Consider the following 22,746-nt stretch of genomic DNA (forward strand, 5'->3'; position numbering starts at 1 on the left):
GCGAACAAGTGCAAAGAAAGGCCTACCACAGCTCCCCCGAGTGCTGTCATCCCCCTTATGGGGGATGTCTCTGGCTGCTTGTTACTAACTGTTGCAATTGCCCCGCCAGCCCCTTACTATTGCGCCCTATAAAAAGTAAGCAACCGCAGAATAGCGGTCACGTCAGAAAAACGGGAAGAATTTGATAATGAGCGGAGCAGCTCGGGAAGGGGAGGTGAGTGACGTAGTCGCCACGCCCAAGTCAGACCTTACGCAGCATGCCTGCGCGGCGGCGGTGACCTGCGCCGTGGGTCAGGTATTGGACAAAATAGCTTCGCTGGCCATGGTGGAGCGAGGGGCGGCCACCGCCGGTGTGCACATCTCCGACGACAACGTCCTCGACGTTCAGGCTCTACGCGACATCGAGCAATGAGCCGGGCCACGGTCCGGTCGGACGTTTCCATTGCGGTTTCCGTCTGGAAGGCGCTGTTCTTGCGCGAGGCCAGCGCTCGCCTTGCGACAGGGCGCGCCGCCTGGTTGTGGATCCTGCTTGAACCGGCGGCGCACATCGTCTTCCTGATGGTGGTTTTCGGCGTGATCCGCCATCAGGTCATGCAGGGTGCGAACATCGAGGTGTTCGTCCTTGTTGGCGTTTGGGGGTTCTTCCTGGTGCGTAATATCGCCCAGCGTGGGATGGAGGCCATCAACGCCAACCAGGCACTGTTCTCCTATCGGCAGGTGCAACCTGTCGATACGGTCTTGGTGCGCGCAACGGTCGAGGCGTTCCTGTACGCCATCGTCGGCACCGTCCTGCTTGCCGCGCTTGCGTTGTTTGATATTGACGTCCGGCCAGCCGATCCGCTTCTCGTCATGTGGTCGGCGTTCCTGCTCTGGGCACTCGGTCTCGGCCTGGGACTGACTCTGTCTGTCATCGGCACGTTGCTGCCGGAAGTAGGCAAGATCATCCGGCTCGCCTTTACGCCTCTCTATTTCCTGTCGGCGGTCATGTACTCGGTGTCGAACCTGCCGCAGGGTATGCGGAGCACCGTGCTGGTCAATCCGATCACGCACGGGTTGGAAGCCATGCGCAGCGGCTGGTTCGCGGCATATCGTGGGGAGGCTCATATCAGCCTGGGCTACCTGGGCTTCTGGGCGCTGGCCACGGTCTTCCTTGGTCTGGCCTTACATATGCGATACGCAACACGGCTGACGGCGCAATGATCGAGATCACGGACGTTCATAAGCGCTACCGCACCACCCATGGCTCGAAATGGGTGCTGAAAGGCGTGTCGCTAGACATCCCGCCCAAGAGTCGGGTGGCATTGATCGGCGCAAATGGCGCGGGCAAGTCCACGCTGTTGCGGCTGGTAGGTGGCATTGACCAGCCGAACAGCGGCAAGATCGTCCGCAATTGCCGGGTGTCCTGGCCGCTGGGATTGAGTGGCGGTTTCCAGGGGTCGCTTAGCGGCCGGCAGAACACCAAGTTCGTCTGTCGCATCCATGGCGTCAGCGACGAACTCGCAAACAAGCTTGAATTCGTGCGCGAGTTCTCGGAACTCAACGACGCATTCGACGACCCGGTAAAAACTTATTCGTCCGGCATGCGATCCCGGCTCGCCTTCGCCATGTCGCTCGCTTTCGACTTCGACACTTACCTTGTCGATGAATTGACGGCGGTTGGGGACACAGCCTTTAAGCGCAAATCCCAGAAAGCTTTTGAAGAACTCGCCGGCCGGGCTGGCCTGGTGATGGTCTCGCACAGCGAATCCACTTTGAAGAATTTTTGCCAAGCGGCGGTCTGGCTGCATCAAGGCCACGCGCATTGGTTCGATTCCGTCGAGGAGGCCCTGCGAGAGTACAGGGACAGCATTCCAGCATGATGAAGACGATTACGGCAGGCACGGTGGGGCAGCTTGGCCGCCTTACCAGCCTGAACCGCATTTGGCAGGTGGCCGTTGGCGCCTGCCTGCTCGCAGTTGTTTATTGGAGCGTGATCGCGTCCGACCTGTACGTGTCGGAGGCGCGCGTCGTCGTGGAACGCAGCGACGGCGTTGGCGCCAGTGCGTCGGATTTCACCTCGCTTCTGGTCGGCAACACCGCGCCCCAGGACTTGTTGCTGCTGCGGGAATACCTGCTTTCCGCCGACATGCTCAAGAAGCTGGACACGAAGCTCGGCCTGCGCAAGCACTACGCGGACAGTCACCGGGACCCGCTGTCCCGGCTTTGGTTCGAGGATGCTTCGCTGGAGCGCTTTCATGATTACTACCTTAAACGCGTGAGCGTCGAATACGATGACTTCGCTCGCGTACTTGTTATCAAGGTCCAGGCCTACACGTCGGAGATGGCCCATGCCATCGCCCGTGAACTGGTCGGCGACGGCGAGCGCTTCATGAACGAGATGACCCACCGGATCGCCGGTGAGCAGGTTATCTATATCGAGAAGCAGGTCCACGACCAGGGCGAACGCCTCAAGGCGGCGCGCCAGGCGCTGGTGGCTTATCAGAACGCCAACGGCCTGGTGTCGCCGCGTGGCGAAGTGGAGAGCCTGTCGACAGTCGTGGCAAACGCTGAGGCAACCCTTGCCGAGTTGCACGTCAAGCGGAACTCGCTCAAGGACGTCTTCACGCCCCAGTCTCCGGCTATCCAGCAGATTGATGCCCAGATCGCGGCCGTTGAGCGGCAGATGGCCGAGCAACGCGGCCGGATGGTGTCGACCAAAGGGCGTGGGCTCAACCGTGTCGTGGAAGAGCACGATCGTCTGCAGGCCGCCGCCGAGTTCGCGTTCGACATCTACAAGACCGCGATCGGCGCACTGGAAAAAGCCCGGATCGAGGCTACCCGCAAGCTCAAGAACGTCGCCGTCGTGCAGAGCCCGACCCGGCCGGAGTACCCACTCCAGCCGAGGCGCATTTACAACATCGTGGTGTTTGTCCTGATGACCCTGATGCTCGCAGGTGTCGTGCAGCTATTGAGCGCCATCATCCGCGACCACCGGGACTAGTCATGTTTAAAAGAATTCTCGCCATTGCCGTGGCCGCAGCCGGCTTTGCTGCCGGTATCCAGGGCGCGCATGCCCAGGCTGGCACGCGCATATCGCAGTCGCCTGCCCTCGGTCTAACCGAATACACTGCCCTGGCCGCGCAGGGCGGTACGTCGCTTGGTGGTACCCCGTTCAAACCGATTACCGCAGATGCCGCGCCCATGGTTCCCGCGCGAGCCGAAACACTGCTGCCCGAGAGCGCTCCACAAATTAACGACTACACCGCCAACATGGCGAGCGATGCCTTCGGGGCGCAACTCTTTACTGGCGCGTTCAGCCGCGATAGTGCCTCGATCTTCAACCCTAGCCATGTTGTCTCAGTCGGCGACCGCATCCAGTTGCGTATCTGGAACGGCTACAACGTCGATACCGTGCTGACGGTAGATGCCGGCGGCAACATCGTCCTGCCGGAGATCGGTCCGTTCCGGGTGCAGGGCATAACCAACGGCAATCTGCAGGCGGCAATCAGCAATGCGCTGCGACGGGTCTTTGCCAGCAAGGTATCGATCTATGCCAGCCTACTGGCCGCCCAGCCCGTGCGTGTATACGTGACCGGCGCCGTGCGCCGGCCAGGCATGTATGACGGTACGTCCAGCGATAGCGTCTTGCGCTACCTTGACCAGGCCGGCGGCATCGACCCGGAACGGGGCTCTTTCCTTGACGTGGCTATCAGGCGGGGCAACCAGACGCTTGAAGTCGTGAATCTCTACGACTTTCTGCTCAAAGGCGACTTGACATCCCGGCAACTCAACAACGGGGACGTCATCTTTGTCCAGTCGCGCAAGAAAACCGTGAAAGTCAGCGGGCTGGCGGAGAACGCCAAGCGGTTTGAGTTTCTCGGTGACCAGGCCCGGCTAGACCAGATCGTACGACTGGCGAAGCCGCTGCCGCAGGCGACCAATGTACGCGTGGTACGCAATACCGGCACTGTTCGCAACGTCGAGTATTTCCCCATTTCGCAAGGTAACCAGATTGACTTGCGCGATGGCGATGAGATTGAATTTACCGCCGACAAGCGGCCGGGCACGATTACCGTTCGTGTTGAAGGCGAGCATACGGGTCCACAGGAATATGTGCTGCCGTATGGCAGCCGCATGGGGCAACTGCTCAGCCAGGTGCACTTCACCCAGGAATCCGATGCCGAAGCCATCCAGCTCTTCCGCCAGAGCGTAAAGGCGCGCCAGAAAGCGCTGCTTGGCACCACCCTGCAAACCCTGGAGTCCAGCGTGCTGACCGCGAGGTCCGGCACCGCCGAAGAAGCACAGCTTCGGAAGGAGGAGGCTGCGCTGGTGCTGCAATGGGTGGAACGCGCCAAGAAGATCGATCCTTCCGGCCAGACGCTGATTGCCAAGTCCTCAACCCGCAATGATTTGCTACTCGAGAACGGCGACATCCTGCGGGTGCCTGTGAAGGACGGACTTGTCCTGGTGAGCGGCGAAGTGCTGTTCCCCAACGCCGTGGCGTATGACACGAGCCTGGACCTCGATGACTTCATCCAGCAGGCCGGGGGATTCTCGCAGAACGCTGACACGTCGCGCGTGATCATCGCGCACCGCGACGGCAGCTTCTCGGATGGCAAGAAGGACGATGCGGTTCGGCCGGGTGACGAAATCATGGTGTTGCCGAAGGTGGACTTCAAGACGCGTCAGTTTGCAAAGGATGTGTTCCAGATTCTTTATCAAATTGCGATTAGTGCAAAGGTGGTGTTGGGTCTATGAAAGTACTGACAGTGTTCGGGACGCGTCCCGAAGCAATCAAAATGGCGCCGCTAGTGAAGCGGCTGGCTGAAGCTCCGGGTATCGAAAGCCGTGTTTGTGTAACGGCCCAGCACCGGCAGATGCTCGATCAGGTGCTTGAGCTGTTTGATATCAAACCGGACTACGATCTGAATCTGATGAGCGTCGGTCAGACCCTGCAGTCAATTACTTCGGACATTATCGGCATGATCACCCCGGTCCTAGAGTCCTATCGTCCAGACTACGTGCTCGTTCATGGAGACACGACCACAACCTTCGCCACATCGCTAGCGGCGTTCTATCAGAGAATCAAGGTTGGTCACGTGGAGGCCGGCTTGCGTACCGGCAATCTCTATTCGCCATGGCCAGAGGAGGGTAATCGAAAACTCACCGGTATATTGACCGACGTTCACTTTGCGCCCACTGAGGAGTCGCGGGCCAATCTGCTGGCGGAAAGTGTGCAACCGGAACGTATCCTTGTCACTGGCAACACCGTCATCGACGCGCTACTGATGGTGCAGAAACGCCTAAACGGTGATGAACGGCTTGTCCGTCAGATGCAGGATGCCTTCCCTCAGCTGCAGACAGGCCGCCGCATGGTCCTTGTCACTGCGCATCGTCGCGAGAACTTCGGCCAGGGTATCCAGGAGATTTGCCAAGCAATCAGCACACTGGCCGCGACTTATTCCGACGTCGATTTCGTCTATCCCGTTCATCTGAACCCGCAGGTCAAGGTACCAGTCCAGACGCTCCTCTCGAACATCGAGAACGTGCATCTGCTCGAGCCGCAAGACTACCTGCCGTTCGTCTACCTGATGTCACGTGCGAGCGTCATTCTCACGGACTCCGGCGGTATCCAAGAAGAAGCGCCGTCGCTTGGCAAGCCTGTGCTGGTAATGCGCGATACGACCGAGCGCCCAGAGGCCGTAGCGGCGGGTACCGTGCGTCTCGTAGGTGCCGATGCTGGGCGAATCGTCGCCGTCTGCCGTGAACTGCTAGATGACGTGCAGCGATACAGCGAAATGGCGCGCGCACATAACCCGTACGGGGACGGCCGCGCTTGCGCTCGCATCGTAAGCCATTTGGTGGGCAGCAGCGTACTGCGCCAGGGAATGGAAGAGGAGTTGGCTTCTGCCTGATAGCCGGCCCTTCGATGCCCCAACGGGAAGGGGAGCACGCGGAGGCTGATATGGCTGGCCACGCTGGACATTGGCAAGGGTCACAACATATGCCTTGGGACTTAAAGGCTGATTGCCATGTTGTGCCTATCAAGAATCAACAAGAAACAGGAACACATTGTGAACCATCGCATCGGAACCGCATCCGTAATCGGTCTCGGCTATATTGGACTGCCAACCGCAGCTATGTTAGCTTCCCGCAAGGTGAAGGTCATTGGCGTAGACATTAGTCAGCATGCGGTCGATACGATCAATCGCGGAAATATCCATATTGTTGAACCCGAACTGGATATGATCGTACGCGCCGCCGTCACCGACGGCTGGTTGCGCGCCACCACGGCTACAGAGCCGGCCGATGTCTTTCTGATCGCAGTGCCGACGCCATTTCACGGTGACCACGAACCGGACCTCTCGTATGTCAAGGCTGCAACAGAGTCCATTGCACCGGTCTTGAAAAAGGGTGACATCGTAATTCTTGAGTCCACGTCGCCAGTCGGGACGACGGAGCGCATTGTGCATTGGCTTTCGCAGTGGCGCCGGGATCTGGTCATCGCCAGTTGGGACAACGAGGCGTGCGATGTCTATGTCGCCTATTGCCCGGAGCGCGTGCTGCCCGGCCAAGTCGTACGTGAATTGGTGGAGAACGATCGCATCATCGGCGGCATCAACCAGGTCTCGTCACATCGAGCTCAGGAGGTCTATCGCGTGTTCGTGCAGGGCGAACTGATGATGACGGATGCACGTACCGCCGAGATGGCAAAGCTCACTGAGAATGCATACCGCGATGTGAATATTGCTTTCGCAAACGAGCTCTCTCTGATTTGCGACAAGCTAGACATAAACGTTTGGGAACTGATCCGCTTTGCCAACCATCATCCCCGTGTGAACATCCTCCAGCCTGGCCCCGGAGTTGGCGGGCACTGCATTGCCGTCGATCCTTGGTTCATCGTCAGTAAGACGCCAGAGCAAGCTCGCCTTATTCGTACCGCTCGAGAGGTCAATGACAGCAAGCCGGAATGGGTAATCCGGAAGGTACAGACGGAGATTGATGTACTCACGGCGAGTGGCAAGCGCAAGCAGGACATTCGCATTGCCTGTTTCGGGCTGACATTCAAACCGAATATCGACGATCTAAGAGAAAGCCCTTCGCTCGATATCACGCTCAAGCTGGCCGGCCTTCATCCGGGACAGGTGGTCGCGATCGAGCCGAACGTTGAGGACGCGCCAGCGAAGCTGAGCACGGTGGGTGTGCAACTGATGTCCCAGCAGGAAGCGCTCGCGCAAGCCGATGTGCTTGTTATGCTCGTCGACCACGCGGATTTCAAACAGGCAAAACCAGAGTTGACGGCCGCGCAGCGACTTGTGGATGCAAAAGGGATTTGGGTCTAAGCCCTGCCGTAGTCAGCTTGCCCCTCCGGGTACCGATCTTCACTTTCCATTGACGCCGATATGAATGCCGAGGCAATTTCCGCAGACGCCTTCTCCGAGTTGCACGCGGAGGGAACGTCCTACCAGATCTGTCTTCCCCACGCGGACACGGATTACATCCAGGGAAAGATCAAGAATGACCGGACTCCTTATGAGCTGACGATGCTCCGGGACATGTCTGGCCGGGTGCAGCCAGGAGATCTTGTCCTTGACATTGGCGCCAATGTCGGCAATCACGCGTTGTACATGGCGACGGTTCGTGGCTGTAAGGTCGTCGCATTCGAACCCAACGTGGATCTTTGCCAGGCACTGCGTCTCAGCGCCGATGTCAATGGCACGGACGACCGGCTTCGGATCGAGTCATATGCGTTGGGCGAAGTACGGGGAAATGGGCGCTTTGCGCAGCAGCGATCCGATAATCTCGGCGCACAGGCCGTGGAGGTTGGCGGAGGCGATATCGACATTATTCCACTCGATAGCCTGCAATTCGAACAGCTGGTGAAGCTCATCAAGATCGACGTCGAGGGCATGGAAATGGCGGTATTGCGCGGCGGTGCGAGTCTGCTTGCCCATGATCGGCCACTTGTTTACGTCGAGTGTCTTGATGAAAGTGAATTCCGTGCCGTCTCCGAGTTCCTCTCGCAACTGAACTATGGCTATTGGGACACATTTAATGCAAGCCCTACCCACCTGTTCATTCCAAATGAACAGGTGAATGTTGATCAGCGCCTCTCGCGCCTGCAGTCACTGGTGGAGGAGGGGAACTATCGAAATGGCTACCAGCTTCGCCAGCGGCGCAAGGATCTCGATGAGGCAAACCGGAAGTACCGTTTCGCCACCGAGCAGATTGTGCAGTTCAAGACGCAGGTCGCTGAACTCACTGCAGAGAAAAAGCTGCTAGAAGCGAAGCTCTCAGCACTAAAGGAGCGTTTCGATGCCGCGAGCCTCCGCCATCGCGATGCGGACGAGCAAATGGCGGCGCTCAAGCAGGTACTAGAGGAGAAGCTCGAGGCATTGTCTGCAGCTCGCGCGAAGCTCGTCCAGGTGCAAAGTGAAAATGCGCTGCAGGGGGATCGCCTGGCGCAGAAAGCGCATGAACTGGCAATTAAGGAAGCTCTAGCGGAGCAGGCGCAAACGCATGCGAACAGACAGATAGAAGACTTGCGTCTGCGCGAGCGCGAGACGCGGGAACGTTGCGGTGCCGATCTGGCTCGCAAGGACAATGAAGTCGAATCGAGGCTGCTGCAATCGGAAAAGGCTAACGCAGAACTGCGGACTGTAACTCAAGACTTGCGTGAGGAGCGGTCGCGGCTGATGGTTCGAGCTGCAGAGCTTTCGGCGGTCCTTTCCGCGCAGGAGACTACCTATCTTGCAACAGCGTCGGCGCTCGAGTCGCGGCTGTGGGAGGCGGAGCGGGAAAGCGCGGAATTGCGTATTCAGATCTCGGCGCTGCGCGAGGAGCGGGCATGCCTGATAGCCCGCGCCGATGAGCTGTCGGCGGGATACTTGGCTCAGGACGTGGGCTATCGTGAGAAAGTAGCGGCACTGGAATCCTCCCTGCAAGAGTTGGAGGGGGAATGCGCGGAATTGCGCCTTCAAGTCTCGGCACTGTGCGAGGAACGGGCGCACCTGACTACCCGCATCGACGAGCTTTCGGGGGAATTGGCTACTCAAGAGCAAGCCTATCGGGACGCGATCTCGGCCCTCGAGCGCGATCGCCGGACACTCGCCGAGAAGGCGGCATTTCTGGAGGCGAAAAACACGTCAAGGACCGGCGAGATCACTGATCTGCTAGACCAAGGGCGGGCTAGGGACGACGAGTTAAGCGCGCTCCGCCGCGAGCAGCGCGACAAAGATGCCTCGTTTAAGAGCGACCTGACGGCACTGGGTGGTCAAATTGAAGCGCTCAAGTCGCAGGTTTCGGAGGTTGAGGCCCAACGAGTGACACTCAACTCAGAGCTTGCCATCGCTAGTGCGCAGAATCGATCGGCTGCGGCTGCGTTGGAACAGGCGAAGGTTGACGCCGTGCGAAGCAAGCTCGCGGTTACTGAGGCAAATGCCCAAATCGAGCGCTTGCGCCAGCAACTGGTGGTAGCCAACCAGCAGATTGTGCGGACGAAGAACACCTTATCCTTCCAGTTGGGCCATGCTCTGATCTTTGCAACGAAGTCATTTGCGCACTTCCGAGCACTGCCCGGTACGCTGTGGCGTATTCACAGGCTCGCCAATCAGCGCCGTGCCGAAAAGGAGCTGTGGAGTCCGACGAGGGCCTTGAAAGCCATCAGTGTGAATGCACACATACCGAACCTTCTGGGGGACAAGGAGCACAGGGATGCCGCTCGCTTGATCGCGGATAGGGCCCGCGAGCGCCTGAAGGACTTGCATTGCAACGATGGCGAGCAGTTTGTGCGGCGACTGAAGACATTGAAGATCGCGTCCATCATGGACGAGTTCACCCAGAGTTCGTATGAGCCAGAATGCAATCTTCTGCAACTAACGCCTGCGCACTGGCAAAGCGAACTGGAAGCATTCCAGCCCGAAATGCTGTTTATCGAGTCCGCATGGCGGGGCAAGGATGCTCTGTGGGGAAGTAAGGTCGGGCACATGAGCCAGGAAATTATCGGCATCGTGCAATGGTGCCGGGAAAGAGAAGTACCGACAGTCTTCTGGAACAAGGAGGATCCGGTTCACTTTGAGACCTTCCTGTCCACCGCGAAGCTGTTCGATTTCATTTTCACCACAGACATCGATTGCATTCATCGCTACAAGGCAGCGCTTGGCCATGAGCGCGTTTACCTGCTGCCGTTCGCTGCGCAGCCACGCATCAATAATCCTATCGAGAGGTTTGAGCGAAAGGATGCATTTTGTTTCGCGGGTGCTTACTACGCACGCTATCCTGAACGAACGCGCGACCTTGGCAACTTCATCGTCAATCTGCCCGAATTCCGACCGCTGGAAATCTACGATCGCAACTACGGCAAGGACGATGCGAAATACCGGTTCCCCGACGAGTATCAACCGTTCATCGTCGGCAATCTGCCTTACACCGAGATTGACAAGGCCTATAAGGGCTATCGATATGCCATTAACCTGAACTCTGTCAAACAGTCGCAATCGATGTTCGCGCGACGTGTGTATGAACTACTTGCGTCGAACACGATTACAGTTAGCAATTATTCGCGGGGCATTCGCCTGATGTTCGGCGATCTCGTACTGACGAGTGACAGCGGTGTCGAGATTACGCGGCGCCTGCGCGAACTCGACGCAGATAAATCCGGTGTGCGCAAGCTACGTCTAGCGGCATTGCGCAAGGTGATGACCGAGCACACTTATCAGGACCGCTTGGCCTACATCGTCGCGAAGGTGAGCGATGAAGCCCAACCATGGCTATTGCCATCGATTCTTGTAACTGGCTATGCCAAAGATCAGATCCAGGCCGACCGATTGTTCGCTGCATTCGCACGTCAGCAATACTCGCACAAGACGCTCATACTATTAGTGCCGTCGGGATTTTCCCCAGCAGACGTCCCCGACGACGATTCCGTTCGTGTGCTATCGGCTGCCGAGGCCGACACAGTCCCTCTGGCTAGTATAGGGCCGGCATCCACTTGGCTGTCCGTTTTCGTACCGGATGACTATTATGGCGAGCACTATCTGACGGACCTCGCGGTTGCAACGCGCTATTCAGACGCACCCGTTGTGGGCAAGCAGGCCCATTTCGTCTGGTCAGCCACTAATGGTCTGATGTTGAAGGGTGCCGAGAGAGCCTACACACTAGTGAACGCCGTGCCTGTACGTGCGGGCATGGCTCGGCTCGATCGCTTCTCGAGCACGACTTTGCGCGAGTGGGTGCGCGGCCTTTATACGGCGCAGTTCGAGGCAGTAGGCGCGGTTTCGATCGACGAGTTCAACTATTGCCGCGCGGGAGCCGCGCTTGACGAATCATCGTTGATGCCCGTTCGCGATATCGTAGGTCTTGACAGTGGTATCGCTGTCGCCGACATGGTGACCCGTGCGGAATCGATTCTGCCCGAGCAAAGCGCAAGCACTTCCATCCCACAACTCGGCGGCAAGGAACTGGCGGCCTTGTTTTCGAAGGCGCCGGCAAATAGCCGGGCCAATGTGACGGAGATGGGCGGATGCTTGCAAGTGGACTCGGTGTTGGGTGATGGAAGGCACGAGTACTGGTACGCAACCCATGATCAGACGCCGCTCGCGTTAGGTGTCCAGAATGACAAGCTGCGCTTGCATTTGGAAACTGCGCCGGGATTGAATCTGCAATTGGTTGTGGTATTTCTTGATGCGCGGCGGCAGAAGATCGCCCACGCGATAAAAACAGCCAATCGGAACCACGAAGTCGAAGTGCCTGCCAGCACCTTGTCGATAAGACTTGGCTTGCGAATCTATGCGTCCGGCTCGGCTCGTGTCCAGTCGTTGCTGCTCGGGCATAAGTCGCTGGAGCCCGCGGAGTTGTTTGCACGGGCTCGCGACCTGATTCTCACTAATCACTATCCAACGTACGAGGACCTTTACCGAAATGGGTTTGTCCATAGCCGAGTGCGGGCTTATCGCCGGCATGGAGTCCGGTGCGATGTGTTTCGCTTCCAACCGGAGCAAGGGGCAAGTTACGACGAGTTCGAAGACATCAGTATCACGTCCGGCGGCGCGGAGGTGTTGGGTAAGCTTCTTTCCAATGGTCAATACCGGTCGGTCCTCGTGCACTTTCTTGATGAGGCGATGTGGAGCGTCTTGCAGCACTACTCGGATCGGGTCAATGTCGTCGTTTGGATCCATGGTGCAGAAATCCAACCGTACCACCGGCGTGAGTACAACTACACGACAGACGAGGCTCGAGCTGCCGCAAAGATTCAAAGTGACAAGCGGATGGCCTTCTGGCGCGGCTTACTGCGACAGGTGCCAAGTAACTTGAGGTTGATATTCGTCTCCCGATACTTCGCCGAGGAAGTAATGGAGGATCTGGGTTTCCGGTTGCCGGAGCGGGCTTATACAGTCATCCATAATCCAATCGACACGGGTATCTTTTGCTATCGAAAGAAGGATTCACAGCAACGCAAGAAAATTCTTTCGATTCGTCCTTATGCGTCCCAGAAATATGCAAATGATTTGAGCGTTCAGGCGATTCTTGGTCTATCTTCAGAGCCATTTTTTGATGAACTCGAATTCAGAATGATAGGCGATGGCAGTCTGTTCGACGAGACGCTGGCGCCCCTCCGCAAATTCAGCAACGTCATCATAGAACGTCGCTTCCTGAGTCAAATTGAGATCGCCGCAATTCATCAAGAGTACGGCATATTTTTGTGTCCGACTCGCATGGATGCACAGGGGGTATCTAGAGACGAAGCAATGGCGTCTGGCTTGGTCCCCGTTACAAACGGCGTCGCAGCAATTCCTGAGTTCGTGGATCATTCGTGTGGCGTTCTCGCGCCAGCGGAGGATTCTGCCGCTATGGCCAAAGGGATTCGAGCGCTGGTAGAAGACGAGCAACTTTTTCTCAAAATGAGCGCAAGCGCGGCAGAGCGAGTTCGTCGACAGAGTACGCACGAAGTGATTGTTAAGAGAGAAATCGAGGCATTTCATTTTTAAATGAAGCGCTCCAGATTGTCTTTTTAAATAGATATGTTTCGATTTCGTTTCGATGAATGACATTGCAAAAATAAAATCTTTTCTTTCGTTCGACGTGGAAGCACTTCCCGGGCGAGCTTCTGACGATCACATGGATCGCCTGGTCTGGGGACGTGTCGATGGCGGACAGTACGGTATTACGAGGATTTGCCAGATACTCGACGAACACAAACTGAAGGCAAACTTCATGGTCGAACTCGCGGCGACGAGCCTGTACGGTGACGATCAGGTGAAACGTGTAATTGACTATATACGTGGATGTGGGCACGAAGTTCACGCGCATTTGCACTCAGAGTGGTTGATACGGCAGTGGAAAATTACTGGGGATTGGACGGGCCCGGCTGGTATGGATCGGCTGGATGAGAGACTCAGTACGTCGTTCCTTGAATTCGCAGCGTGGAAGATTCAGCAATTCACTGGGTGCGGTCCTTCCGTGTTTCGGTCTGGGGCGTTTCTGTTCAATCAACATACTGTCTCCGCGGCGAAGGGTGCTGGCTTTAGGGCGTTGAGCAACCTAAATAGTGCTCGGCATGCATCAGTATGGCAACTTCGTTCAGGTAAAAATTTCAATGATGAAGTCTTTCAGTGGGATGAGGGATTATATGAATTACCCGTTGATTTTTCGCCGGAGCCACTAAGCTTTGATTGGAATAAATATATAGGTTGGTACGACCGCGTTGCCGCAAGAAAGAAGGAAAAGACATTCAATCTCGTGCTGCATTCCTGGTCGTTGCTTGAACGTCGCGGCAACTACATGGAGAGTTACTCGAGGCAACATGAGGAACGGCTTCACCAGATTTGCGAACACCTTAACGCAAATACAACCGTGCTCGGCTATGACGAGTACCTTGCTCGAAATTTCAAGCATGCACGGTTGGAGGTGGAGTTGAATTGCCATGTGGAGCCTCCGGTCACGGTAACGACGTCATTCCGGACATGCAATATTTGCGGGCTCGCTTATACAAATATTCCTGACGGTGACGTTTGCACTTGTTGCGGATCGCGCGCCCGACATCGACAACTCGCTGATGTTCTGCGTCGACGTGGGAATCCGTTCAACAAGAAAAGTGTGTTAGCCAACTTCGCGAACCCTGTAGAAAAATCGGCGTTCCTGGCCGATGTTTCGCAACTGTGTAACTTCGATGTACGGCCCGTGCCCGGCATCGATATGCAGATGGACATTCAATGCATGAATGCAATAGCTGACTGCAAGTTTGACTGTTTTTTCGCGCTGCATGTGCTTAATCATGTGGCGAACGATGAGCTCGCTCTCGGCGAAATCTTCCGCGTCTTGAAACCGGGAGGCGTTGCGTGCATTACCGTACCATATCGAACCGATTATAAGACGACTAGTATCGAGAATATCACTGAGCACTATGGCGAGGATGCTTTAGTCAAATATGGTGTGGGATCGTACCGAAGGTATGGTCTTGATGACTTGGTTCAACGATTTCGCGATCTTTTCGACGTCCAGATTGAGAGTGGATTCGACGAACTCACAAATCAGCGTATGAATATATTTTTCCTCTACAAAGCAATGGACGCATAAGCATGCTCCGACGTTCGAAGTCGTCCTTGGGGACCTACTTGGCGGGGAAAATTCGGTTTATCGACTGCTTTTGGGTCGCTGCGACGGACGACTCGGAACTCTGTCTAAATGGGGCTGTGATGGCTCGCATACGAGACAGTTTGTGGTTTTTTTATTGGTAAAGTGATAGTGACGCCTCGCCCATCGATCGCGCTGGTTGCGGATGTTTTGACTACTGCCAGCCTAGCTTACGAAGGCCACCTGATCCCGGTGGGCCCCTATAGCCACGGTTGGCGGCTGCTTCTTTCTAACCCCGATTACCTTCTGGTCGAATCGGCCTGGCTCGGGCATCGCAACCGATGGAAATACAAAATTGCGTCTTATCCAGACTGTCCCGAGCGAAACAATCGTGCACTGAGGAAGCTAGTGCAAGCAGCCCGCGACCGAAATATCCCTACAGTTTTCTGGAACAAGGAAGACGGTGTCCACTTCGACCGCTTCATTGACAGTGCACGCCTGTTCGATCATGTTTTTACCGTCGACGCCAATTCCATCCCCCGCTATAAGGCTGTCATGGGTGTAAACGCATCGGTGCATCCGTTGATGTTCGCAATTCAGCCAAAGACGCACGGCTTCACCGGCTTTCAGTTCAAGCACTACTGCGCAAACTTCGTCGGAAGCTACGGCAGCCACGTGCATGAACGCAGACGCTACTGGCAGGACCGCCTGTTCAGCGCGGCGTGCAAGAGCGGGCTTGGCCTTACCATCATCGACCGCAATTCGGATCGCAAGGCCAGTCAGTATCGCTTTCCAGTGCTGCCTGGTGTCGAAGTGCGTCCCGCTGTTCGGCACCATGAAACCGCGCGCATTTATCGAGACTATTTGGTTTCAATTAACGTTAACACCGTGGAGGACTCGCCGACGATGTTCTCCCGTCGTCTCGTAGAGATTCTTGGTTGCGGCGGCATTGCGGTAACTAATCCGACGCCCGCGGTAAACACGATGTTCAGTGATTTTTGCCACGTTGTCGCTAGCGCCGACGAAGCGCGTGAACTGTTCGCCCGACTGCGGCACGGGCCGTCGCCCCGTGATCTGGAGCGCGCCAGGGCTGGGGCCGAGTACGTAGCAGAACATCATACGTGGGCACATCGTCTGCAGCAAATCGATGAAGTGGTATTCCGATGATGACAAAGGGGATAAGGCGCAATCGCCTTGAGCGATTCTGGCGCCGATCGGCTATGCCGTGCCAGTCGCCGCAGTCTCGGCGTGTACTGGTCATCGACGATTCTTACGTGAGGGTTGTAACTATTGTTCGGTGCAGCCAGTGCTGCGGCGTTTCGCCCCGGCACTCACGAACAGCCTTAGCGAAGCGGACGCAGTCTATCCGCATCGGCATTTGGCCTTTCAACGGCGGTGCTGGGGATTTATGTCAGCTGAGGAAATTGTGAGCGAGGCACCCATTTGGTGCGGGCACCATATCGTATCCATCCGCGATGTGGGACTCTGGCGAAAGGGCGTGCTTTTGACCTTCCTGGATGGCCCGCTGAGGTTCTCGTGCGCAGGCATGGGCACGATAGAGTCGATTCATATCGGTTGGGGCCTGAAGCCCAGCGGCAAACGCGCGCGTGCGCGTGCGCTGGCCCAGGGAGCGCGATGTCTTTTGCTGGAGGACGGCTTTTTGCGCTCCCTTTCTCCAGGTGCTGCCTCGGCCTCGTGCTCGTTAGTTGTTGACGACCTCGGCATCTACTACGACGCCTCCAGCCCTTCAAGGCTTGAGGCGATGGTGTCGACACCGCTCATACCGGCCGAGATGGCGAGGGCAAAGCACCTGATCGAGCAATGGCGGGCCGCCAACGTTTCTAAGTACAACCACGCGTCAGACCCGGCTGTGCGTCCGGCAGATGGGTACGTGCTCGTAATCGATCAGACGGCAAATGACGCTTCTGTCCGATACGGCCTGGCGAACGCTGGTAGTTTCCGGCGGATGCTGGACGCTGCGCTGGAGACGTATCCCGATTGTCGAGTGGTGGTCAAGGAGCACCCGGAGGTCGCACTTGGGCGCAAGCGCGGTTACCTTGGCGAGGTTCTTGACGCAGGCACTTACCCCCGAGTGGAGCGGTTTCCGGAGGATGTGCATGTGGTGCCACTGATTCGCCAGGCGAGGGCGGTCTTCGTCGTCACCTCCCAGGTCGGTTTCGAAGCCCTGCTCCACGGCAAGCCCGTCCACACGTTTGGCATGCCATTCTATGCCGGCTGGGGCCTGACCAAAGACATCCTGCCAGCGCCTTCTCGGCGTCATCCCGTGTCGCTCGAGCAACTGGCGTTTGCGGCGTTAGTCCGATACACCCGCTATGTTCAGCCGCATACCGGCAAGCGCTGTGAGGTGGGAGATGCGATCGAACACCTGGCGCTGCAACGCCGGATGCGTCATCAGTTTCCTACGCGCTTGCATGCGGTCGGCTTTTCACGTTGGAAGAAGCAAATCCTTCGCGACTTCCTGCAAGGGCACGAGGTGACCTTCCATCGGAGTCCGCGTACGGTGCCAAGAGGCGCGACGATAGTGCGCTGGGGCCGCAAGCACGATGCTGCCGGACGTGACGACCTGTCGGTGATCACCGTGGAAGATGGATTCCTACGCTCTGTCGGCTTGGGGGCCCAGCTGGTCCGGCCGGTGTCATGGGTCTTCGATCGTAGTGGCATCTACTACGATGCGACCACCGAATCGGATCTGGAGCAGTTGCTGCGCGATACGGAATTCGATGCCGCTACGCTCGCGCGAGCGGCGCGTCTGCGTGAGTCGATCGTCAATGCCGGACTGACAAAGTACAACGTCGGCTCAGGCAGTTGGAGCCGACCGACTGACGTTCGCGATGTCATCCTGGTGGTGGGCCAGGTAGAGGCGGACGCTTCGCTACGATTCGGCGCACCCAGCATCCGCACTAATCGGGAGTTACTTGAAGCCGTACGTGCTGAGGCGCCCGATGCGCACATCCTGTACAAGCCCCATCCGGATGTCATGGCGGGATTGCGCGGCGACCGTAACGCGGAGAAGGCACTAGCTACGCTATGTGATGAACTTGTGTCGGATTATCCGATGGACCAGCTAATCAGTGCTGTAGATCAGGTCCATGTGCTGACGTCGTTGGCAGGCCTTGAGGCGCTGCTGCGGGGCAGGCCGGTTACGACTCATGGGGCGCCCTTCTATGCTGGCTGGGGCCTGACGGCCGATAGGTGCGAATTTCCGAGACGTGGCCGGCGTCTCTCTCTGGACATGCTTGTGGCCGGCGCAATGATCTTGTATCCGCGCTATGTCTTGCGTGACGCCAGGAACGGATTTGCGACGCCTGAGCAGGCTGTGGACCACATGTTGGCTTGGCGCGCCGAGGTGCCCGGGCGAGGCCCCCGTTTTCTTCGCGACATCATGAAACCGTTTCTGCGGCCCTGGCTTCGATGGCGCGACTCCGCCGCCGGAGTGGAGGGGCAGAGCAGGGTGCATCCGGTCGTTGTCGATTCGGGGCGTGAGATCGGTGGGACCAGTGAGCGGTAAGGTCGCTGCATCAGAGCCATAAGCCAGATAATGCAGAAGCCAAAGAACTAATACCAATTTGCCAGAGTAGAAAAAGGGTCGCGGAAATGTTGTCGTTTAGGAAGCCGTCCGGAAGCACGGCCGTAGCCCATCTGACAGGGGGAGGTCGGGATGCGGGGGCGCAGGGGATTGCGGCGCCCGATGTGCCGCAGCACGCAAGCCTCGACCAGATCGCCCGGCATCGTCGCATTCTCCTTCTCCAGGGGCCGAATGGTCCCTTCTTTTCCCGTCTGCGCGACTTGCTGGTGGCAAAAGGTCGCCACGTCATCAAAGTCAACTTTAACGGCGGGGACGATTTCTTCTATCGTTCCGGTGACGTCGTGCACTACACCGAGCCGATGGTGCTGTGGGAGTCCTTCCTGCGGAATCTGCTTGCGGAACGCTGTATCGATGCAATCGTCGTCTTCGGCACCAGTCGGCGCCACCACCGCATTGCCGTACGGGTAGCCGAGTCCGTTGGTATCGCTTTTTGGGCTTTCGAGGAAGGCTATGTCCGGCCGGATTACATCACGCTGGAGTCCGGCGGCGTTAACGCGGATTCTCCGCTCGCGCCGCTGGCGATGGCGGATATCCCGAAGCTGAACACACCGGCAAAACCCCGCAAGTTTCAGTATTCCTTCCGCAAAATGGCCTTGTACTCGTTTTGGTACTTTGCCGGCGGAATGCTGGGAGCACGCGACTATCCGCACTATCGCCATCACAAACCTTTTGGGGTGCATGAGTTGGGCCAATGGGTGAGGGCGGCATACCGCAAGCAGTATTACCGTTGGCAGGAGCGCCAACTGCGAGAGCGCTTGCTGGCGAACGATCACCCGCATTTTTTCCTGGTTGCCCTGCAGGTATCCAATGACAGCCAGATCCGCGTGCACAGCCCATGGCGGCGCATCGAGGACTTTATCGAATGGGCCATCTATTCGTTTGCGGAGCATGCGCCGGCCGACAGTGCGCTGGTCTTCAAGCACCATCCGATGGACCGCGGACACACGGATTACGCGACTACCATCGAGGCTTGCGCGGCGCGCTTCGGCGCCGGTGGCCGTATCGTCTATATCCATGATGCCCACCTTCCGTCCCTGTTGCACCGTTGTATGGGCCTGATAACGGTAAACTCCACTACGGGGCTGCAGGCCTTGTTCCACCGCGTGCCGGTGATTGCTTTGGGACGCTGTTTCTATGCCAAGCCGGGATTGACGTACCAAGGACCGCTGGATGCGTTCTGGAATGATCCGGGTACGGTGGATATGAATACTTATGCCCGATTCCGGAATTATCTGGTGTACGTATCGCAGATCAACTCTTCGTTCTATGCGGACGACATGTTGTTGCCTGTGCCGGATCATCGCCCCTGGAGGGGGTATCTTATGCCGGCCCGCCTGCTCTGCGCGATGGGTCTGATTGCTGCCGATGCCTACAGCGGGCGCCCTTGGAACATTACCACCGCTGTAGACATGCTGGCCGCTATCCTCGTAGGTTAGCCGGAATTATCTTGCGCGCATGCGCTGGCGAGGCTCGCCCCATCCTGTTTCAAAAGTACAACAACGTTAACTCAATCATCGCGGTGCGAGTCCTGACATAGGCTGGACGGGCCTACGCTGACGGTTGCGCTCGGTATACTGCGGAGCGCCTGAGCCCCAGCTACTGTCGCCCCCCAACAGTTGGCCACCTCTCCACCACCGCTGCGCCCCCAGCCCCCCAACCATCACCACAATTCCGAAGTCATGAGAGAAAGAATCGCCGGCTTCCTGCTGATGATTTTCATCGTGCCCCTGGCCCTGCTGGGATACCTGCTGATCGTCTATATCGGCTTCTTTGGCAAGACCGAGCGGGGCCGGGCAGGGGTTAGAGCCATGGACCATTTCGTCAATGCGACGCTGTTCAACGGCTATGCGTGGGAGTCTGTGTCGTCGCATGCCTGGCGGGAACAGCATCGGTGGTGGGCGAGATTCATCATCTGGTTTACCGACAAGTTTCAGAAGGACCATTGCCGCCGTGCCAACAAGCGGGAGCAGCCGGTTGTGGACCTGGTCCTGAAGAAGAAGCTGCACCACCGAACGCAATGACACAGGCTGCGAGGGAAAGACAACCCGCGGGGCCGGCGGTCGGCGAGGTGCAGCGTCGCAAGGTGTACTACGTCAGCGGCTTCGACCCTCGTGGCGCGGGCTTCTACCACCGTCTGTATCGGGAGGAATCGGCCAAGCAATCGGTTCATTTGGGTACCACCGTCCAGGTAGGCGTGCGTTCGCGTCTGGATAAGCATGTCAGCGCGTGGAACGTCAGCAGCCAATGGCATGGGCATGCGGTGTCGACGGAGTACCAGTTCCTGCATTGGGATGACTTGGTGCGCCGGCACTGGGAGCCGAATCTGCTGAAGCTGCTGCTGTCTTCGCTTGTGACTTATGCGGGCTATGTCGGATGCGGTGCGTTCGGGCGGCTCAGCAAGACGTTTCGCGGGCCGTTCTACAGCGCCTTGTATCCGCTGGCCTACCTGTTTCTGTTGCTGATGGTGGCATTTGCCTGCGGCATGGCGGTAAAGGCAGCCATCGGCGGCGCCTCGCGCAATGACTTGTTCGGCTGGGCCGGTGGTATTACCTGCGGTGTTGCGCTGGCCTGGGCTGGCGTAGCGCTGGCCAATCGGCTGGCGGTGTTCTGGCTGTTGCGGATTTACCGCTTCGTCCAGGGGTGGGGCGTGCGAGAGCCGCAGGACGTCAAGGAGCGGATCGATGTCTTTGCCGACTGGATTCGGCGTGACCAGCAGGCGTCGTCCTGCGACGAGGTATTGCTGGTCGGCCATAGCGTCGGCTCGATCGTTGCTGCGTCGCTCGCGGCGCGGCTGGCCGATGTGCTGACGCCAGCGCAGCGCCGCCAAATCACGTTGATTACCCTGGGGCAGTGCATTCCGCTGCTGAGCCTGATGCCGTCGGCGAAGGCGTTTCATAGTGACCTGAGGCGCTTGTCGGAGGAGCACGGCATGCAGTGGTTCGACGTGAACGCGCGCGCGGACTCGCTGTGCTTCTCGCAGGCCAATCCATTGGATATCTCCGGCATCGCGTGCAGCGGTGTCGGGCGACCGATCGCGCAGGTTGTGCGCCCGTTCCGCATGTTCAGCAAGAAGGAATATTCGAGGATGAAACGCAGCAAGCAGCGCCTTCATTTCCAGTACCTGATGGCAAGTGCCTTGCCAAACGAGTACGACTATTTCCGAATGACGGCCGGTCCGCGCCGCATTCAGCCCTTTTGATCCCGGTAGTCCATCGTCATGAATTTCCAGCCCCCGTATCCCAAGCCCCACGTGCGCAAGAGTTCTTTCCTGTTGCGCTTCCTGCGTGGTTGGAATTCCTGGATCGACGTGCTGTTCGAGCGCAGTTATTCGATGAAGATGGGCAAGATCAAGCAGCCCGGCATGGAAATCTTCATGGTCAACGACGCCGACTGGGTGCGCCGGATTCTTGGCGATACGCACGAGTATCCAAAGCACCGGCTGATGCACCGGATGCTGGAGCCGTTGCTGGGCAGCAGCATTTTCACGACCAACGGGACAACCTGGGAGCGCCAGCGTCGCCTGGTGGAGCCGGCCTTCGCGCAGGCCCGCCTGAAGCTGGTGTTTTCGCTGATGGCCGATTCGGTCGCTGGCATGACCCGGCGCCTGGATGCGGTGGCGGACGGGCGGTCGTACGAAGTCGATGGCGAGATGACCTACGTGACCGCGGACATCATTTTCCGCACCATCCTGTCGGAGAACCTCGAAGCGTCTGACGCCAAGGCGATTTACGATGCGTTCCTGGAGTTCCAGCACCACGCGCAGCGCGCGATGATCCTGATGATCTATCGCCTGCCGCCGGTGTTTTCCGCATGGGCCAGCCGGCGTGCGGCGAAGAAGATTCGCGTGATCCTGTCCGATATCATCGCGCGGCGGATGGCCGAGCGTGACAGCGGGCAGGCGGGCGGGCGCCAGGACATTCTCGCCGGCATGATGGAGGCGGTCGATCCCGTCAACGGCGACCGCTTCAACTATGAAGAACTGGTGGACCAGGTCTGCATGCTGTTCCTGGCTGGCCATGAGACCTCCGCCAGTGCGCTGACATGGGCGCTTTACCTGATCTCGCAATGTCCGCACCTGCAGGACAAGATGCTTGATGAAATTCAGGCCGAGGTAGGGGACCGTGATTTCGAACTGAGCGATATCAAGTGCCTGCCTACGGTGGGGAATGTGTTCCGCGAAACGCTGCGGCTGTATCCGCCGGTAGGCTTCTTCGTGCGTGAGGCAGCGCAGTCCCAGTGCATTCGCGACAAGGAGGTGAAGGAGGGCTCTCCGATCCTGATTTCGCCATGGCTGTTGCATCGCCATCGCACGCTGTGGGAGCGGCCGGACGAGTTTGATCCCGAGCGCTTCGACACGCACGCTGGCAAGGAATCGGCAAAGTGCGCGTATATCCCATTCAGCAAGGGGCCACGGGTTTGCATCGGCGCGGCCTATGCCACGCAGGAGGCGGTGCTGATCCTCGCTAGCATCGTGCGCCGCTATCGCGTCGAAGCCGATCCGGACCATGTGCCCAAAGTGGTGGGGCGCGTGACGATCCGTTCCGGCAACGGGGTGCGCGTCAAGCTGCATCGCCGCTGACCGGCGCCCG

15 protein-coding genes are annotated in these 22,746 nt (G+C 58.0%); all 15 read left to right on the top strand.

Annotation, left to right across the window (positions count from 1 at the left end; translation table 11 throughout):
- Positions 1-214: 214 nt before the first annotated feature.
- The 15 genes from AC10V3_RS26890 to AC10V3_RS26960 all read left to right on the top strand — a co-directional run bounded on the left by AC10V3_RS26890 (position 215) and on the right by AC10V3_RS26960 (position 22,736).
- Positions 215-412, top strand: a complete 198-nt coding sequence (locus AC10V3_RS26890) for a hypothetical protein (RefSeq protein WP_490924262.1) — start codon at positions 215-217, stop codon at positions 410-412.
- On the top strand, positions 409-1,200 hold the full coding sequence (locus AC10V3_RS26895; protein WP_490924263.1) for an ABC transporter permease: 792 nt from the start codon (positions 409-411) through the stop codon (positions 1,198-1,200). Before AC10V3_RS26890 ends, AC10V3_RS26895 begins: the two co-directional genes overlap by 4 nt.
- Complete coding sequence (locus tag AC10V3_RS26900; protein WP_490924264.1) at positions 1,197-1,859, top strand: ABC transporter ATP-binding protein; 663 nt, start codon at positions 1,197-1,199, stop codon at positions 1,857-1,859. Before AC10V3_RS26895 ends, AC10V3_RS26900 begins: the two co-directional genes overlap by 4 nt.
- The gene (locus AC10V3_RS26905; protein ID WP_490924265.1) at positions 1,856-2,980 is read left to right on the top strand and encodes a KpsE/RkpR family capsule polysaccharide export protein; all 1,125 of its coding nucleotides are present in this window, start codon (positions 1,856-1,858) and stop codon (positions 2,978-2,980) included. Before AC10V3_RS26900 ends, AC10V3_RS26905 begins: the two co-directional genes overlap by 4 nt.
- A gap of 2 nt (positions 2,981-2,982) precedes the next feature.
- The gene (locus AC10V3_RS26910; RefSeq protein ID WP_490924266.1) at positions 2,983-4,737 is read left to right on the top strand and encodes a polysaccharide biosynthesis/export family protein; all 1,755 of its coding nucleotides are present in this window, start codon (positions 2,983-2,985) and stop codon (positions 4,735-4,737) included.
- Positions 4,734-5,894, top strand: coding sequence for a non-hydrolyzing UDP-N-acetylglucosamine 2-epimerase (wecB, locus tag AC10V3_RS26915; protein ID WP_490924267.1), 1,161 nt, complete (start codon positions 4,734-4,736; stop codon positions 5,892-5,894). Before AC10V3_RS26910 ends, wecB begins: the two co-directional genes overlap by 4 nt.
- 117 nt (positions 5,895-6,011) lie before the next feature.
- Positions 6,012-7,322 (top strand): UDP-N-acetyl-D-mannosamine dehydrogenase, encoded by a 1,311-nt coding sequence (gene wecC, locus AC10V3_RS26920; protein ID WP_490924268.1) that lies wholly within the window; start codon positions 6,012-6,014, stop codon positions 7,320-7,322.
- A 60-nt stretch (positions 7,323-7,382) separates the two neighbouring features.
- Entirely contained in the window at positions 7,383-12,965 is a 5,583-nt protein-coding gene (locus AC10V3_RS26925) for an FkbM family methyltransferase (protein WP_490924269.1), read from the top strand.
- 52 nt (positions 12,966-13,017) lie between these two features.
- Positions 13,018-14,553, top strand: a complete 1,536-nt coding sequence (locus tag AC10V3_RS26930; protein ID WP_490924270.1) for a methyltransferase domain-containing protein — start codon at positions 13,018-13,020, stop codon at positions 14,551-14,553.
- A gap of 168 nt (positions 14,554-14,721) precedes the next feature.
- On the top strand, positions 14,722-15,717 hold the full coding sequence (locus AC10V3_RS26935; RefSeq protein ID WP_490924271.1) for a CgeB family protein: 996 nt from the start codon (positions 14,722-14,724) through the stop codon (positions 15,715-15,717).
- A gap of 331 nt (positions 15,718-16,048) precedes the next feature.
- The gene (locus tag AC10V3_RS26940; RefSeq protein WP_490924272.1) at positions 16,049-18,079 is read left to right on the top strand and encodes a capsule polysaccharide biogenesis protein; all 2,031 of its coding nucleotides are present in this window, start codon (positions 16,049-16,051) and stop codon (positions 18,077-18,079) included.
- 182 nt (positions 18,080-18,261) lie between these two features.
- Complete coding sequence (locus AC10V3_RS26945) at positions 18,262-19,593, top strand: capsule polysaccharide biogenesis protein (RefSeq protein WP_490924273.1); 1,332 nt, start codon at positions 18,262-18,264, stop codon at positions 19,591-19,593.
- Positions 19,594-19,836: 243 nt separating this feature from the next.
- Positions 19,837-20,178 (top strand): hypothetical protein, encoded by a 342-nt coding sequence (locus AC10V3_RS26950; RefSeq protein WP_414215491.1) that lies wholly within the window; start codon positions 19,837-19,839, stop codon positions 20,176-20,178.
- A 47-nt stretch (positions 20,179-20,225) separates the two neighbouring features.
- On the top strand, positions 20,226-21,356 hold the full coding sequence (locus AC10V3_RS26955) for a hypothetical protein (RefSeq protein ID WP_490924274.1): 1,131 nt from the start codon (positions 20,226-20,228) through the stop codon (positions 21,354-21,356).
- An 18-nt stretch (positions 21,357-21,374) separates the two neighbouring features.
- Positions 21,375-22,736: a cytochrome P450 gene (locus AC10V3_RS26960; RefSeq protein WP_490924275.1), complete on the top strand. Its 1,362-nt coding sequence runs from the start codon at positions 21,375-21,377 to the stop codon at positions 22,734-22,736.
- Positions 22,737-22,746 lie beyond the last annotated feature (10 nt).

The sequence above is a fragment of the Cupriavidus sp. PB-02 genome (genome assembly GCF_058252315.1).

Coding starts and splice junctions, on each gene's coding strand:
- AC10V3_RS26895 (WP_490924263.1), top strand. CDS start 409: ATGAGCCGGGCCACGGTCCGGTCGGACGTTTCCATTGCGGTTTCCGTC.
- AC10V3_RS26900 (WP_490924264.1), top strand. CDS start 1,197: ATGATCGAGATCACGGACGTTCATAAGCGCTACCGCACCACCCATGGC.
- AC10V3_RS26905 (WP_490924265.1), top strand. CDS start 1,856: ATGATGAAGACGATTACGGCAGGCACGGTGGGGCAGCTTGGCCGCCTT.
- AC10V3_RS26910 (WP_490924266.1), top strand. CDS start 2,983: ATGTTTAAAAGAATTCTCGCCATTGCCGTGGCCGCAGCCGGCTTTGCT.
- wecB (WP_490924267.1), top strand. CDS start 4,734: ATGAAAGTACTGACAGTGTTCGGGACGCGTCCCGAAGCAATCAAAATG.
- wecC (WP_490924268.1), top strand. CDS start 6,012: ATGTTGTGCCTATCAAGAATCAACAAGAAACAGGAACACATTGTGAAC.
- AC10V3_RS26925 (WP_490924269.1), top strand. CDS start 7,383: ATGAATGCCGAGGCAATTTCCGCAGACGCCTTCTCCGAGTTGCACGCG.
- AC10V3_RS26930 (WP_490924270.1), top strand. CDS start 13,018: ATGAATGACATTGCAAAAATAAAATCTTTTCTTTCGTTCGACGTGGAA.
- AC10V3_RS26950 (WP_414215491.1), top strand. CDS start 19,837: ATGAGAGAAAGAATCGCCGGCTTCCTGCTGATGATTTTCATCGTGCCC.
- AC10V3_RS26960 (WP_490924275.1), top strand. CDS start 21,375: ATGAATTTCCAGCCCCCGTATCCCAAGCCCCACGTGCGCAAGAGTTCT.